A 13,863-nucleotide genomic window follows, 5' to 3' on the forward strand; every position below is an offset into this window, starting at 1 on the left:
CCTGATTTTGTCAAATGTAAGCGAGGTACAGCCACGACGAAAGACGGAGAATTCGCTTCGCTTGCGAGCGCGGTTCTGGTAGCCGTGCCCGAAATGTCGGAAACCACCCTTCCCTCCGTCACCGCAGCCAAAGGCGACCTCTGGGTGTTCGGCTACGGCTCGCTAATATGGCGGCCGGGCTTCGAATTCGAGGAACGCGTCCCGGCGCGGCTGGTCGGCGAGCATCGCGCGCTCTGCGTCTATTCCTTCGTGCACCGTGGTACGCCCGAAAAGCCGGGTCTGGTGCTTGGGCTCGACCGCGGCGGCGCCTGCCGCGGCATCGCCTTCCGTGTTGCCGAGAAGAGCCGCGTCGATGTGGTCGCCTATTTGCGCGCGCGCGAGCAGGTCACGTCGGTCTATCGCGAAGTCATGCGCTCGGTGTGGCTGGAGAACGACGCGCGGCAGCGCGTCTCCGCGCTCGCCTATGTCGTCGACCGCGGCCACGTGCAATATGCCGGTCGGCTGTCGCTCACCGACCAGCATCGCCACGTGCTCCAGGGCCACGGCCAGTCCGGCGCCAACCGCGACTACGTGACCGCGACGGTGAAAGCAATTGAGGCCGAAGGCTTTCGCGACACGCAGCTGCATCAGCTCGCGACCATGCTGCATGGTGATGCGCATTCCCCGCACGCGCCGGCTCCCACAGAAGATCGAGAGAGCCGCTAATTCTCCGACGGCGCGTAGCTCGGCGAATTGCCCATCAACTGCTCCTGCTCCTTGCGGCCCGCTTCGACGAGGCGGCCGGTCGCGTCTTCGATCGCCGTTTGCACGCGGGAGAGAAACTCGTCCTTCCGCAGGCCCGGCGGCAGCGGATCGAGGAACTCCACCACCAGCGTGCCGGGATAGCGCATGAAGGTGCGGCGCGGCCAGAACAGGCCTGAATTGAGCGCGATCGGCAGGCACTGCGCGCCGCAGGACGAATAGATCTGCGCAAAGCCGGTCTTGTAGTCCGGTGGCGCGCCCGGTGCGCGGCGCGTGCCTTCGGGAAAGATCACGAGCTGCGCGCCGCTGCGCACCGCCTCACGCGCCCGCCGCGTCATGTCCAGCAGCGCCTTGACGCCGGCGTTGCGGTCGATCGCGATCATCCCGGTCTTGACCAGGAACTGGCCGAACACCGGGATCTGCATGAGCTGACGCTTGAGGATGAAGATCGGGCGATCGAAGAAGCCGGGCAAGACGAACGTCTCCCAGAACGACTGGTGCTTCGCGACGATCACCAATGGCCCCGTCGGGATCTTCTCGACGCCGCGGAATTCCACCTTGATGTTGCAGACCGCCCGCATCAGGAACAGCGTCGCCTTCGCCCACCATTGCGCGACCGTGAGCATGGCGCGCGGCGGCAATGCGAAGGTCGGCAGCGCAACGATCGCGAGGCACACCAGCACGGTGTAGAACAGCACGTTGAACACGAGCGATCGCAGGAAAATCAAGAACATCGAGGATCCAATCAATTGCCGATCAATTGGCCTGTGCGGTGGCGGGACGCTTCGGCTGCAGCCCGGGAGGCTGCTCCGACATCTCGGGCGAAAGGTCAATCCCGAAATCCTCCAATCGCACCCTGAGCTCGGCCGCGATGTACTTGACATATTCGGACAGCAGCAGCCGCAAGGTGGACGCCGAGGTCCACCACGGCTCCTCGCGCCATTTTTCGCCGACCACCACGAACGGGATCAATGTAGTCTCCGGCATCGCATGCGAGAATTCCACCAGCGCGCGGGGCATGTGATAGTTCGAGGTGACCACGATCAGCGATTTGAAGCCGCGCCCCTCGGCCCAGCGCCGCGCTTCCGCGGCATTGCCGCGGGTCGAGACCGCGCTGCGGTCGAGATCGACGCAGCAACGCATGAAGGACTGGCTCTCCGGCAACGTCCGGGAGATGTCGCTCGCCGTCGAGGTCGGGTGCACGCCGGAGATCAGGAGCCTCCTGCCGTAGCCGGCAGCGAGCAGCTCCATCGCATCGGAGACCCGCGAGGAGCCGCCGGTCAGCACCACGATGCCGTCCGCCTTGCGGTCCGGCGCGATCTCGGCGCCGCGCAATTGCGACAGGAACGCGATGAAGCCCGCCGCCGCACCGACGAAGGCGAGCGCAATCGTCGACATCACGGCCGCGCGCAGCCAACCGCGCGGCAGTTTCGGCGATCGATCGTCGGTCGGCGCGGTCATGCGATGTCGGTGGTCCCTTCCCCGGATGATTTTAGGACGTTTTGAGGCGAAGTGGAGTCCGGTTTATCGGCCTCAATCGACATCGTTCAGTGTCGCGAACAGTGTCTGGCGCGAGGCGACTGCGGTGATGGCGCCGATCAGCACGGCCTGCACCGCGAGCACGATGTAGCCCGACGGTCGTAGCGAGAAGGTGCCGAGCAGCGCGGCGAACTGGTCGCCGACGGGGGTGCCGGAAAACCAGCCTGCAATCGACTCGGAGAAGCCGAACACCAGCATGGCGGCGCCGCCGCCGATGACGCCGCCCTCAAGCCCCAGCCTGAGGAAATGGCGCAGGAAGCGGTTGGCGATATAACGGTCGCCGGCACCGACGAAGTGCAGCACCTCGACGATCGGACGGTTCGCCGCCATGGCGCCGCGGGTCGCGAACGACACCGAGATGATGGTGGCGATAATGACGAGCGCGAGGATTCCGAGGCCGGCGAGCACGGTGGCGTTGGTCATCGAGCGCATGCGCTCGATCCAGGCGCGGTGATCGTCGACGCTGGCGCTTGGCGCCACCTGGGTCACGCGGGCGCGCAAGGCGCCGAGATCGAGCGGCGCGCCGGGTTGCACGCGCGCGATGATCATGCGCGGCACCGGCAGATCGTCCAGCGACAGGCCGGTGCCGAGCCAGGGCTCGAGCAGCTTGCCGCTCTCGTCCTTGGTGAACGGCTTGACCTCGACGATGCCGGCTTGCGCGCGCATGGCCTCGGTCACCGCCGCGGTGTCGCGTTCGAGATCGCGTCCCGTCTGCGGCCGGACCTGGATGGTGATTTCGCTCGCAACGTCCGACTGCCATTCGGCGGCGGAGGCGCTCACCAGCAGCACCGTGCCGGTCGTCATCGACGCCAGGAAGGTCATGATGGCGACGACGGCGACCAGCGCGCGGCCATGGATCGAGGCGCGCGGCACGATCGGCGACATGTTGCGCGCCTTGGCCGGCAGCTGCGGACGCTCCTGTCCGAGGTCGACCAGCACGCCACGCTCGTCGGGCCTACTCATAGACGTGCAGCCGTCCCTGGTGCAGCACGAAGCGGCGCGCCTCGTACTGGTCCATCAGGGCGATATCGTGGGTGGCGATGATGACGGCGGTGCCCGATTTGTTGAGCTCGATGAACAGCCGCAGCAGGCGACGGCCGAGCGTCGGATCGACGCTGCCGGTCGGCTCGTCTGCCAGCAGCAGCTGCGGCCGCGAGATCACGGCGCGCGCGATCGCCGCGCGCTGCTTCTCGCCGCCGGACAGGATCGGCGGCAGCGCGTCCATGCGCTCGCCAAGCCCGACCCATTTCAGGAGGTCGATGACCTCCTTGCGGTAGCTCGATTCGCTGCGGCCCATGACGCGGAACGGCAGCGCGACGTTCTCCATATGTCGTCATGTGGTCGAGCAAGCGGAAATCCTGGAGCACGATGCCGATGCGCTTGCGCAGATCCGCGACCTCGTCCTTGCCGAGCTGCGAGATGTCGTGGCCGAACAGATTGACGAGGCCGCGCGTCGGTCGATGCGAGAGGAACAACAGGCGCAGCAGCGAGGTTTTGCCGGCGCCGGACGGGCCGGTGAGAAATTGAAAGGAATGCGCCGGGATATGGAAGCTGAGGTCGCGCAGGACCTCGGGCCCCAGGCCGTAACGCAGTCCGACATTTTCGAACCGAACCAAGTTCAGCTCCGTTCGAGAGAGGGCGCGGGCGACGCGGCTGTGCTCCGCCACACGCGATCAACGGGTTTTGCGACCGTTATGGTTTCCGGTTCGTTAACGGTCGCCCTGTAGCATAATTGGCAGCATTCCTGCCCCTCGGTTCTGCGCGACCGTGTCATCGTCAAGTCCCGTCCATGCATCAAGGCTCGTCCATGCATATCGTCTGCCCGTCATTGTACGACATCCTACGCCATCAAGCTTGCGAGCCTCGGGGTGAACGGACGGACGGTCCGCTGCTCCCGTTGCAAGGAGACCTGGGTTGCCCATGCCGAGAATGCCATCGAGGAGGCGTCCATCCCGGCAATGGCCGCGGCCAGCCAGGCCGACGACCAGGCCGATCTCGCCGAGCAGTGGAACTCCTATGCCCGGGACGACGGCGCCGCCGATGCGCCCGTTGTCGACAGCCCCTCGATCGCCAGTGACTGGCCGGACGAGGAGGCGAGGGACACCGAGGACGAATGGTCGGCGGCGGCCCGGTCCGCCGAGGAGGAAGTCGTCGGCGAACAGCACCAATCCTGGTTCCGCGGCCTGTTCGGCCGCCGGCGCGGCGCGCGGGTGAGCCGTCCGGTCGCCGTCACGGCGCCGCGAAAATCCCATTTCGGCCTGCCGACAGCCTGCGCCGCCATGGGCGCGCTGGTGCTGGCGCTGATGATCTGGCGCGGCGACATGGTGCGGCTGCTGCCGCAGACGGCCGCATTCTACAAGATGGTCGGCCTCGAAGTTAATCTGCGCGCGCTGGCCTTCAAGGACGTCAAGCTTTCCAGCGAGACCGTGGACGGTAAGCAAGTGCTGGTGATCGAGGGCGTGATCGTGGGCCAGGGCAAGAAGCCGCTCGACATTCCCCGGCTGCGCTTCGCGGTGCGCGACGCGCAAGGCGCTGAGATCTACGCCTGGAACACGGTTCTGGAGCAGACCGTGCTACAGCCCGGCGAGCGCGCCTTCTTCCGCTCGCGCCTGGCCTCGCCGCCGCCGGAGGGCCGCAATATCGACGTTCGCTTCTTCAACCGGCGCGACATCACCGGCGGCAGCGTATAATCGATTTTGCAGCTCTCGCAGGAAAAGCTGGTCGCGAGGTTGGTCTCAAGGTTGGTCTCATGCCCAAAATCCTGATCGCCGACGACGAGGATTCGATGCGCCAGCTGGTGGCGCGCGCCATCGCCATGGACGGCCATGAGATCGTCACCGCGCAGGACGGCGCCGAGGCGCTTGAAATCCTGACCCGCGCGGACGGCGCATTCGACCTGCTGCTCACCGACATCCAGATGCCGGTGATGGACGGCATCGCGTTGGCGCTTTCCGTCGCACGCGATTTCCCCGATCTGACCATTCTGCTGATGACCGGCTTTGCCGACCAGCGCGAGCGCGCCTCGAATCTCAACGCGCTGGTGCATGACGTCGTGACCAAGCCGTTCTCGGTCGCCGACATCCGCACGGCGGTGGCAGATGCGCTGGCGGCGAAGAAAGCATAGCGGCGGGCAGGATTGTAGCCCACATGAGCGCGGCGACATGCGGGACCGGCGGCCCCGGATATCGCTGCGCGCATCCGGGCGACGAAAGCTGCGGCAGCCTCTAAAAATCCTTCAGCAGCCGCTCGATATAGTCGAGCTCGATCTGCGGGCGCGAGCTATCCCCTAAGCGGCGGCGGAGCTCTTCGAGGATGCGGCGGACGCGCTGGGCGTCGATCTCGCCGGGGATCTTGACCGTGTAGTCGTCGCTTAGATCGCGGCCGTGAAGGGGGCGGCCGAGCGGATCGGTCTGATTGCCGCCGCTCTGCTGACGGCCGGCACGATTGCCGGGACCATCGCCCTGCCCGTCGCCATCGCCCTGCTGCATCGCCTCGGCCATCTTCTGCGCGCCCTTGCGCAAGGCGTCGAGAGCTTTCCCTTGCGCGTCCACGGCGCCGTCGGAATTGCCCTCGCCAAGCTGCGAGCCGGCATCGCCCATGGCCCCGTCGGCAGCGTCCAGACTGCCGTCGTCATCACCCTGGTCGCCGTCCTGATCGCCATCCTGGCCCGGCTGTCCCTGCTCACCTTGCTGACCCTTCTGGCCTTTCTGATTCTGACCCTTCTGCCCCTTCTGCGTGAGGCCGCGCTTGGCGAGCTCGTCCTGCAGCTTCTTCAGGCGGTCGCGCAGCGACTGCTGATCCTGCTGGAGGTCCGACATCGACTGGTCGCCCTGCTGCTTGCCGCGCGAGCGCTCACGCCGGGAGTCCTGGCCCTGCTTGAAAGTCTTGTCGCGCAATTGCTGCTGCTTGCGGATCATGTCGCTAAGCTCGTTGAGCGCCTGCTCCATGTCGCTGTCGCCGGATTGCCCGGGCTGCGCCATCTGGAGATTTTCCATGATCTGCGCGAGCTGCTCGAGCATGCGCTGGGCCGCCTCGCGATTGCCTTCGCGCGCCGCCTTCTCGATCTGTTTCAAGAGCTCGTCCAGGTCGCGTTGCGTGATGACGGAACGATCGCGATTGGAGGATTGGCTTTTTTCCGTCGCGCGCTTGTAGTCCTCGAGCTTCTGAATCGCATCGGATTGGTTGTTCAGGCTGCGTCCGGACTCCTTTTGCCTGAGACTGTCGCCGGACTCCTGCATCGCCTTTTCCGCGCTGTCGAGCAGCGCGTCGGGATCCTGATCCTGCTGGGCCGAGACCGCAGCGGGAAAGCCTCCCAGGAGGAGGGCGAGACAGGCGATCGACATCGCCTTCAAGGCTGGCACGCGCGCTAGCTTCCGCATTTCCGGTCCCGCGTAAACTGATTGGCCCCGTCCTCGCCCCCCTTCGCCCGGCTGCCCGCCGACTTCCGATAGGCCTGCAGCTGCTGGCGCAAGACGTCCTGCTGCTGCGCCAGCTCTTCGAGCTGCTCGGGCGTGGCATGCTGGGTCTTTTGTCGCAGCTCGACCGACTTGTCGAGAATGAGCTGAACCTCTGCGGGGAACGGCTGCCGGGGTCCAAGCGGATTCTGCTCGGCGCGCCGCGCGAGATCGCGCACCTTGCCGGCCATCGCCTCGCGCAGCTTTTGCGTCAGCGCCTTGATCTCCTCCTCGCTGGCGCCGCGTTCCAGCGCCCGCTTGAGCGCATCCTGCGCGGAGCGCAGCGCGGCGTTGACGCTGCCGGCGACACCGTCGTCCTCGATGGTGACCGCAAACGCCCACATGCTTCCCACCACCTCGCGCAGCGCGTCGTCGGTGCGGGCGGCTTCCACCTGGAGCGCCAGGCTGCGCAGGCCGAGATAGCAGCCTGCATCCGGCGTGAACAATTCGGGCGCGATCATCAGCGCGTCGAGCGCGGCATAGACATCCGAGTTCTTGTTGGCGTCGAGCGCGAGGATGCGGCGCTGCTCGATCAGCGCGCGCGCGAGCGAGTTGGTGAACAACCGCTCGGGCAGGCGCATGTTGAAGGGTTCGCTTTTGGCCTCGTTGCCGGCCTCGTCCTTGGCGGTGAGGGTCAGCGTGACGTCGGCGCCGGCATAGGGGTCCTCGCTGAGGTCCTTCACCGTCTGGCCGACGCCGTTGCGGGTACGCGCATTCGGCAGTACGAGCGGGAATTGCGGCGGCTGGAACAGCGGCCGCGCGGCGACCTTGGTGTCGGCATCCTTGGTGTCGGCATCCTTGCTGCCGTCTTTGGCTTCGGCGGGGCGCAGGCCGATTTGCGCGGCGGCGCCGGTGACGCCGTAATCGTCCTCGATCTTGTAGGAGAGCTGGAGCCCACCGCGGGCCTGACGCTCGGGATCCTTCACAAGGGCGATCGTCGGCGCGCGGTCCGGCGTTGCCGCAAACGCCCATTGCGGCTGGCCGGAGGGCGCGCGGACATGCGCGGTGCCGTCACCGGTGATGGCAAAATGCTTCTCGTTGGTGCCCTTGGGCGTGGCTTCAGCGGGGGCGACCTCCTTGAGGCCGCCGGAGATCACGACATCGAGGCTGCCGCCGGAGGAGCGCACGATCAGGGTCGAGCCGGCGGGAACGGCAAGCGGGCCGCTGGCGGGCAGCGCCGCGGCCTCCTTGTTGGCGGCCGACAGGATGACCGGCGGCTTGCCGGTGTAGAGCGGCGGCGTGACCCAGGCGTCAACGCGAACGTTGGTCGGCGCCAGCACGCCGTTCCAGTCGAAGGCTGCGCCCAGCCGCATCGCACGCTCGTCGCCGGCGGCGAAGAAGGTCGCTACCAGCATCACCATGACCAGCGCGCGGAGCGCCCAGGGATCATGCAGAGCGAGCCGCGGGTTCGGCAGACCGGCGCGGATGCGCCTGATCGAAGCCAGCGTGCGCTCGCGCTGTGCCTGCCACAACGCCTGCGCAACCGGATCCCGCGAGCTCAACGTGTCCGTGAGGGTGGTGGCCGGCCGATGACGGATGCCGGAGCCGCGGTCGAGCCGGGCAAGCGCCTCCTCGCGGCTCGGCCAGCGGAAGCGACGCACCGGGAACAGGACGGCAATCGCCATTCCGGCGAAAACGACGAGACCGATAGCGCGGGCAACGAACGGCAGCACCAGCCAGAGGCCGGCCCAGGACACCACCAGGAACAGGCCGACGACGGTGAGAAGCCGTGCCAGATTCGGCCAGCCACGCTCCCACGCGATGGCATAAGTGGCCCGCTTCAGGGCCTGCGCCAGCTTCAGCCGCGACAGAGCGTCGCCATCGCGGATCGGGTCTGACGGCTCGGGGATGACGCCGTTCAATCAACTCTCCAGGTTGCCCGGTAGAGAAGCTACCACAACGGCAGCACTGAGGCATCCGTTCCTGTGCGGGAGACACCCCTTTTCCCGCATAACACGAGGACGTGACTGCCCCGCCGCAACCCCCTAATTTCCGCGCCGCCATCCAAGGAAACCGAAGGAAACGCCATGGACAAGAAGATGCACGACAAGGGCCTGGAAGTCCGCAAAGCGGTCCTGGGCGAGGCCTATGTCAACAACGCCCTGAAGAGCGTCGATGATTTCAACCGTCCGTTCCAGGAGATGCTCAACGAATATTGCTGGGGCACGGTGTGGGGCCGCGAGGAGTTGCCGCGCAAGACCCGCAGCATGCTCAACATCGCGATGATCGCGATCCTCAACCGCCAGCACGAATTCCGCGCGCATCTGAAGGGCGCACTGACCAACGGCGTCAGCCGGGACGAGATCCGCGAGATTCTGATGCAGGTCGCAATCTATGGCGGCATGCCGGCGGCGGTCGACAGTTTTCGCATCGCGCGCGAGGTGTTCGCGGAGATCGACGGGAAGGCGTGAGCTAGACTAAACCGCTCTTAACTCTATTGCTCCGTCGTTGCGAGCGAAGCAAAGCTTCGTCGCTTCGCTCCTCGCAATGACGACGGGAAGGAAAACACCATGGACATCGGATTCATCGGCCTCGGAAACATGGGTTTCCCGATGGCGCGGCGGCTGATCGAGGCGGGACACAAGCTGATCGTGTTCGACACGCGCCAAGAGGTCCTCGACAAGCTGGTGGCGCGCGGCGCCAGCGCTGCGACATCACCGAAAGACGTGGCCGACCAGGTCGAGACAGTCATGGCAAGCCTGCCCTCGCTGCAGGCTTCGCTCGCGGTTGCGACGGGGCCGAACGGCGTGATCGAGGGAAGCCGCGCAAAACGCTTCATCGATCTCTCCACCGTCGGCTCGCAGATGGCGGCGAAGATTCACGGCCTGCTCGCCAAGCATGGCATCGTGCAGATCGACTGCCCTGTCTCCGGCGGCGTCGGTGGTGCCGAGAAGGGCACGCTGGCGGTGATGGTCTCGGGGCCGAAAGCAGACTTCGAACTGCTCAAGCCCGCGCTCGACGTCATCGGGAAGGTGTTCTTCATCGGCGAGAAGCCAGGCGCGGCGCAGACCATGAAGCTCGCCAACAACTTCCTATCGGCAACCGCGATGGTGGCGACGTCGGAAGCCGTCGTGATGGGCGTGAAAGCCGGGCTCGATCCCGCCGTGATGATCGACGTCATCAATGCCGGGTCCGGCATGAACACCGCGAGCCGCGACAAATTTCCGCGCGTGGTGCTGCCGCGAACGTTCGACTTCGGTTTCGCCACCGGACTGATGGTGAAGGACGTGCGGCTGGCGCTGGAGGAGATGAAGCAGCTCGGCCTGTCGATGGAGGTCGCGGATGCGGTCGGCCGGTTGTGGGAGACCGTGATCAGCGCCGAAGGCGCCGAGTCCGATTTCACCGCGGCGATCAAGCCGATCGAGAAGAAGGCGGGTATTGTGGTTGGCGAGACAACCGCCCGCAGCTAGCGCCGGCGCAAGCGCAGCGCTGGTGACTGGCACTGCGCTGCGCTGCTTGGCTCGGTCGATCGAGCGTGGAAGGAAGCCTATGTGTGGGCCGGGCACGGTGTGCGCCTGCGGCCGGGTCCGATATCTTACGAAGATGCGGCTCAAGCCTTGGCGAGGTAGGGAATCGTGCCGGCCAGATCGGTGTCGTCGATCAGCTGGAAGCGGCTCTCGCTGCCGCCCCGTCGCGCCGCGGCGAAGCGGCCATAGGCCGGATCGGTCACGAAGGATTCCGCTGCCTTCGCCGTGGGAAACGACATGATGGCAATCAGGGAGGTATCGAGGGGAGCACCTTCGAGGGTTTTCACGTTGCCGCTGCGGGAAAGATATTTGCCGCCGTGCTTGTGCACCAGTTCGTGGACGGACGCCGCGTAATCCGGCACCCACTTTCCGTCAGTCACTTTAATGTCCGCGATCAGATACGCTGTCATGTCGTGTCTCCTGGCTCGAGTTCAGCTCCGCCTTGATAGGGGCGGGCATGACTTGGGTGCCAGAACACGGCGGCGGCTCGCCAGTACGGGAACTGTAGCGGGGCGATATAAATACTGAATCGAGCCGCCCTGCATCAGCTCGCCAGCTTGCGTTCCTTGGCGAACGGGCTGAGGCCCAGCCAGCTTTGCATGGCTGCGGCAAGCTGCCGTTCGCCGGTAAGCAGCATCCGCCGGCTGGCGATGGCCGCGCGCACGGTATCGAGCCCCATCCAGATCGCCGTCATGGTGCGCAGATCAACCGACACGTAAAGATCGACGTCGAAACCGGGATCAATCGAGCAGAGGTCGACGCTGTCGTCGGGATCGACAATCAGCCACCACAATCGCTGCGTTGAGGGCAATTCCGGATAGGCGAACTGCAGCACGCTGCGGCGGCTCGGCATCGGAGTCGTGTTCAGATTCCGCCGCATGTCCCACATCAGCAGCTGGACATCGAGATGCTGAAGCGACAGATCCGATTCGATGCGGCGCTGCCCCCAGATGCCGAACGCCTCGACGATGGGACCGAGTTCGCGTCCGGCGGCGGTCAGCTGATACTCGATCACGCCGCGCTCGGAAGCCGACGGCTGGCGGATGACGATGCCTGCGGCTTCGAGCTCCTTCAGGCGCTGCGAAAGCAGCGCAGGCGACATGCGCGGAACGCCGCGGCGCAACTCGTTGAACCGGGTCGAGCCGGCGACGAGTTCACGTAGCAGCACGACGGTCCAGCGCGTGCATAATATCTCGGCCGCCATCGCGACCGGACAGAACTGCCTGTAGCTGCCGATGGTCATGCGGGCCTCCATGACAAGCGAGAGCGGAACCTTAGTGCCGATGCGCGCGGCTTCCTAGTTCAGATTCTGTATTGCGCTCGGTTCATTTGCTGAACTGGCCGCGGACGGCGGGCATCGTCTATCCGACCGGCATTGCAATCCAGACCGGCCGCCGTCGCGGTCCATCAGACAACGGAGATTGATATGAAGAAGCACGTTTCAGCGGCGTTCAGACCCCTTGCCTCGCTAAGCAAGGCGGCGATTTGCGTGATCGGCCTTAGCGCCGCCGTGATGCCGGCTTCCGCAGCCAACCTGACGCGCAGCATTGAGGTCAGCGGCGCAGCGGCCGAGGTGTGGTCTGTCATCGGTCCATTCTGCGCGATCAAGGACTGGCTGCCGCCGGTCGGCATGTGCATCGAGGACGGCAAATCGCCGCCGACCCGAACGCTCGTGACCAAGGACGGAAAGGCCGCGTTCGTCGAGGCGCAGACCGGGCGCGACGACAGAAGCTACAGCTATTCCTACGCATTCCTGACCAGCCCGTTGCCGGTGAGCCAGTACAAGTCGACCATCAAAGTCACCGCGAGGGGCGAGGCGGTATCGGTGGTGACCTGGACCGGAATCTATACGCCCGTTCCCGGCAAGGAGAAGGACGCGATCGACGCCCTGAGCGGGGTCTACGATTCCGGCCTCGCCTCGATCAGGGACAAGTTCAAGAAGTAGGCCGGACGCCCAGCCGGCTGGATGAGCGCGGACGGTGTCCGCGTTCATCGGGCGCAAGGCGCCGACGTGATGCTCACAGCCACGGCGCCGGCGTATCCATCGCGATCAGCTGCTCGACCTCGATGCGCGGACGCACGACGGCGAATTGATCGCCCTTCACCAGCACCTCGGGCACCAGCGGCCGCGTGTTGTAGGTGCCGGCCTGCACCGCGCCGTAGGCGCCTGCGGTCATGATGGCGAGGAGATCGCCAGGCTTCGGCGTCGGCAAAGTGCGATCGAGGGCGATGTAGTCGCCGGTCTCACAGACCGGGCCGACGACGTCAGCCGCGATCGTGGCCGCGCCCTTCGCCGGCTGTGTCACCGGCAAAATGTCGTGATGGGCTTCATACAGTGTCGGACGGATCAAATCGTTCATGGCGGCGTCGATGATGACGAAGTTCTTGCCGTCACCGTGCTTCACATAGATGACCTTGGCGACGAGGATGCCGGCATTGCCGACGATCATCCGGCCCGGCTCGAACATCAGCGTGCAGCCGAGATTGTGGCTGACGCGCTTGACCATGGCGGCATAGACGTCCGGCGCCGGCGGCGCCTCGCGATCCATGTAATAGGGAATGCCGAGACCGCCGCCGAAATCGACATGCGAGATGTTGTGGCCGTCGGCGCGCAGCGTCTGCACGAATTCGGAGAGGATGCGGAACGCGATCTCCATCTTGGAGAGGTCGGTGATCTGGCTGCCGATATGCACGTCGGTACCTGTGACCTCGATGCCCGGCAGCTTCGCGGCGCGCGCATAGACCTCGCGGGCATAGGCGATAGGGATGCCGAACTTGTTCTCGGACTTGCCGGTCGAAATCTTTGCGTGCGTGCCGGCATCGACATCAGGATTGACGCGGATCGAGATGCGCGCGGTCTTGCCCGCCTCGGTCGCGAGCCGCGACAGCAGCTCGAGCTCGGGCTCGGATTCGACGTTGAGGCAGAGGATGTCGGCGGCCAGCGCCGCTCGTAGCTCGTCTTCCGTCTTGCCGACGCCGGAGAACAGGATCTTGCTTGCCGGGATGCCGGCGGCCAGCGCGCGCTTCAATTCGCCGCCGGAGACCACGTCCGCGCCGGCCCCCAGCTTGGCCAGCGTGCGCAGCACCGACTGGTTGGAGTTCGCCTTCATGGCGTAGCAGACCAGCACCTTCTCGCCGGCGAAGGCGTCGGTGAAAACGCGATAGTGCCGCTCAAGCGTTGCGGTCGAATAGCAATAGAACGGCGTGCCGACGGTTGCAGCCAGCTCGGACAGGTTCACCGCCTCGGCGTGCAGCACGCCGTTGCGATAGTCGAAATGGTTCATGGCGTTGGCTCGGTTGCTCCAGCCTATCGGCTGGGTCTTTCGTCCAGGAGCGGGTCGAGGATGAACGGTCTCTTTTTGCCCTTGGTCGCCGCCGGCGCGGCGTCCGCACCGTAGGTGGGATTGAACACGCTCGGCGTCTTCTGGGCTTCGGTCTCGGTGTCGGTCGGCGGCGCGACGTTGGCCGTGGACGCGCTGGAGGCGGTCGGCGGCAGATCCAGCGGGCCCTTGCGGCCACAGCCGGCAAGCGCGAGCGCCGTCAGGCTCAAGACAATGATGGCCCACCCCGAGCCGGCCGGGCGAAACTTTGACGTCACGACGAAATCCCCACTATGCGGCGCACCATACAGAGATTGGCGCGCTCTGGCGAGAGCCGGATGA

General features: G+C 65.7%; 15 protein-coding genes and 2 pseudogenes. 6 read left to right on the forward strand and 11 right to left on the reverse strand.

What is annotated here, in order from left to right:
* The first annotated feature begins 93 nt into the window (after window positions 1-93).
* Window positions 94-705, forward strand: coding sequence for a gamma-glutamylcyclotransferase (locus ACVWYI_RS36080; RefSeq protein WP_247339932.1), 612 nt, complete (start codon window positions 94-96; stop codon window positions 703-705).
* Here ACVWYI_RS36080 and ACVWYI_RS36085 read toward each other — a convergent pair.
* From ACVWYI_RS36085 to ACVWYI_RS36105, 5 genes and pseudogenes are all read right to left on the reverse strand, one after another.
* Entirely contained in the window at window positions 702-1,475 is a 774-nt protein-coding gene (locus tag ACVWYI_RS36085) for a lysophospholipid acyltransferase family protein (RefSeq protein WP_247339929.1), read from the reverse strand. The genes ACVWYI_RS36080 and ACVWYI_RS36085 overlap by 4 nt on opposite strands.
* A 22-nt stretch (window positions 1,476-1,497) precedes the next feature.
* Window positions 1,498-2,202 carry a YdcF family protein gene (locus ACVWYI_RS36090; protein WP_247339927.1) on the reverse strand — a complete coding sequence of 235 codons (705 nt, stop codon included), beginning with the start codon at window positions 2,200-2,202 and terminating at the stop codon, window positions 1,498-1,500.
* A 72-nt stretch (window positions 2,203-2,274) separates the two neighbouring features.
* Window positions 2,275-3,243: a cell division protein FtsX gene (locus ACVWYI_RS36095; protein ID WP_247339926.1), complete on the reverse strand. Its 969-nt coding sequence runs from the start codon at window positions 3,241-3,243 to the stop codon at window positions 2,275-2,277.
* Window positions 3,236-3,442, reverse strand: coding sequence for an AAA family ATPase (locus ACVWYI_RS36100; protein WP_456664615.1), 207 nt, complete (start codon window positions 3,440-3,442; stop codon window positions 3,236-3,238). Before ACVWYI_RS36100 ends, ACVWYI_RS36095 begins: the two co-directional genes overlap by 8 nt.
* A gap of 18 nt (window positions 3,443-3,460) precedes the next feature.
* A pseudogene (locus ACVWYI_RS36105) lies at window positions 3,461-3,947 on the reverse strand (cell division ATP-binding protein FtsE); the annotation flags it as partial.
* A gap of 140 nt (window positions 3,948-4,087) precedes the next feature.
* On the opposite strand from ACVWYI_RS36105, the pseudogene ACVWYI_RS36110 reads away from it, so the two are divergent.
* Both ACVWYI_RS36110 and ACVWYI_RS36115 read left to right on the forward strand, forming a co-directional pair.
* A pseudogene (locus ACVWYI_RS36110) lies at window positions 4,088-4,970 on the forward strand (MJ0042-type zinc finger domain-containing protein).
* Between the two features lie 59 nt (window positions 4,971-5,029).
* The gene (locus ACVWYI_RS36115) at window positions 5,030-5,404 is read left to right on the forward strand and encodes a response regulator (protein WP_211381237.1); all 375 of its coding nucleotides are present in this window, start codon (window positions 5,030-5,032) and stop codon (window positions 5,402-5,404) included.
* A gap of 100 nt (window positions 5,405-5,504) precedes the next feature.
* Here the strand turns inward: ACVWYI_RS36115 and ACVWYI_RS36120 are convergent, their stop codons facing one another.
* Entirely contained in the window at window positions 5,505-6,659 is a 1,155-nt protein-coding gene (locus tag ACVWYI_RS36120; protein WP_247339921.1) for a DUF4175 family protein, read from the reverse strand.
* Window positions 6,647-8,596 (reverse strand): TIGR02302 family protein, encoded by a 1,950-nt coding sequence (locus ACVWYI_RS36125; protein WP_247339919.1) that lies wholly within the window; start codon window positions 8,594-8,596, stop codon window positions 6,647-6,649. Before ACVWYI_RS36125 ends, ACVWYI_RS36120 begins: the two co-directional genes overlap by 13 nt.
* A gap of 165 nt (window positions 8,597-8,761) precedes the next feature.
* Between ACVWYI_RS36125 and ACVWYI_RS36130 the strand changes: the two genes are divergently transcribed.
* Window positions 8,762-9,145 (forward strand): carboxymuconolactone decarboxylase family protein, encoded by a 384-nt coding sequence (locus ACVWYI_RS36130; protein WP_027514149.1) that lies wholly within the window; start codon window positions 8,762-8,764, stop codon window positions 9,143-9,145.
* A gap of 99 nt (window positions 9,146-9,244) precedes the next feature.
* Window positions 9,245-10,144, forward strand: coding sequence for an NAD(P)-dependent oxidoreductase (locus ACVWYI_RS36135; protein WP_456664390.1), 900 nt, complete (start codon window positions 9,245-9,247; stop codon window positions 10,142-10,144).
* A 140-nt stretch (window positions 10,145-10,284) separates the two neighbouring features.
* On the opposite strand, the gene ACVWYI_RS36140 is transcribed toward ACVWYI_RS36135, so the two are convergent.
* Window positions 10,285-10,611 (reverse strand): DUF1330 domain-containing protein, encoded by a 327-nt coding sequence (locus ACVWYI_RS36140; protein WP_018453248.1) that lies wholly within the window; start codon window positions 10,609-10,611, stop codon window positions 10,285-10,287.
* Between the two features lie 134 nt (window positions 10,612-10,745).
* A complete protein-coding gene (locus tag ACVWYI_RS36145; RefSeq protein ID WP_247339915.1) occupies window positions 10,746-11,444 on the reverse strand; it encodes a winged helix-turn-helix transcriptional regulator in 699 nt (232 codons plus the stop codon).
* 183 nt (window positions 11,445-11,627) lie between these two features.
* On the opposite strand from ACVWYI_RS36145, the gene ACVWYI_RS36150 reads away from it, so the two are divergent.
* On the forward strand, window positions 11,628-12,146 hold the full coding sequence (locus ACVWYI_RS36150) for an SRPBCC family protein (protein ID WP_247339913.1): 519 nt from the start codon (window positions 11,628-11,630) through the stop codon (window positions 12,144-12,146).
* A 73-nt stretch (window positions 12,147-12,219) separates the two neighbouring features.
* Here the strand turns inward: ACVWYI_RS36150 and lysA are convergent, their stop codons facing one another.
* Window positions 12,220-13,485: a diaminopimelate decarboxylase gene (gene lysA, locus ACVWYI_RS36155; RefSeq protein ID WP_247339911.1), complete on the reverse strand. Its 1,266-nt coding sequence runs from the start codon at window positions 13,483-13,485 to the stop codon at window positions 12,220-12,222.
* Between the two features lie 23 nt (window positions 13,486-13,508).
* A complete protein-coding gene (gene lptM, locus ACVWYI_RS36160) occupies window positions 13,509-13,799 on the reverse strand; it encodes an LPS translocon maturation chaperone LptM (RefSeq protein ID WP_247323420.1) in 291 nt (96 codons plus the stop codon).
* Window positions 13,800-13,863: the final 64 nt, after the last annotated feature.

Source organism: Bradyrhizobium sp. LB13.1, assembly GCF_054056815.1.

Coding starts and splice junctions, on each gene's coding strand:
- ACVWYI_RS36080 (WP_247339932.1), top strand. CDS start 94: ATGTCGGAAACCACCCTTCCCTCCGTCACCGCAGCCAAAGGCGACCTC.
- ACVWYI_RS36085 (WP_247339929.1), bottom strand. CDS start 1,475: ATGTTCTTGATTTTCCTGCGATCGCTCGTGTTCAACGTGCTGTTCTAC.
- ACVWYI_RS36090 (WP_247339927.1), bottom strand. CDS start 2,202: ATGACCGCGCCGACCGACGATCGATCGCCGAAACTGCCGCGCGGTTGG.
- ACVWYI_RS36095 (WP_247339926.1), bottom strand. CDS start 3,243: ATGAGTAGGCCCGACGAGCGTGGCGTGCTGGTCGACCTCGGACAGGAG.
- ACVWYI_RS36115 (WP_211381237.1), top strand. CDS start 5,030: ATGCCCAAAATCCTGATCGCCGACGACGAGGATTCGATGCGCCAGCTG.
- ACVWYI_RS36120 (WP_247339921.1), bottom strand. CDS start 6,659: ATGCGGAAGCTAGCGCGCGTGCCAGCCTTGAAGGCGATGTCGATCGCC.
- ACVWYI_RS36130 (WP_027514149.1), top strand. CDS start 8,762: ATGGACAAGAAGATGCACGACAAGGGCCTGGAAGTCCGCAAAGCGGTC.
- ACVWYI_RS36135 (WP_456664390.1), top strand. CDS start 9,245: ATGGACATCGGATTCATCGGCCTCGGAAACATGGGTTTCCCGATGGCG.
- ACVWYI_RS36140 (WP_018453248.1), bottom strand. CDS start 10,611: ATGACAGCGTATCTGATCGCGGACATTAAAGTGACTGACGGAAAGTGG.
- ACVWYI_RS36145 (WP_247339915.1), bottom strand. CDS start 11,444: ATGACCATCGGCAGCTACAGGCAGTTCTGTCCGGTCGCGATGGCGGCC.
- ACVWYI_RS36150 (WP_247339913.1), top strand. CDS start 11,628: ATGAAGAAGCACGTTTCAGCGGCGTTCAGACCCCTTGCCTCGCTAAGC.
- lysA (WP_247339911.1), bottom strand. CDS start 13,485: ATGAACCATTTCGACTATCGCAACGGCGTGCTGCACGCCGAGGCGGTG.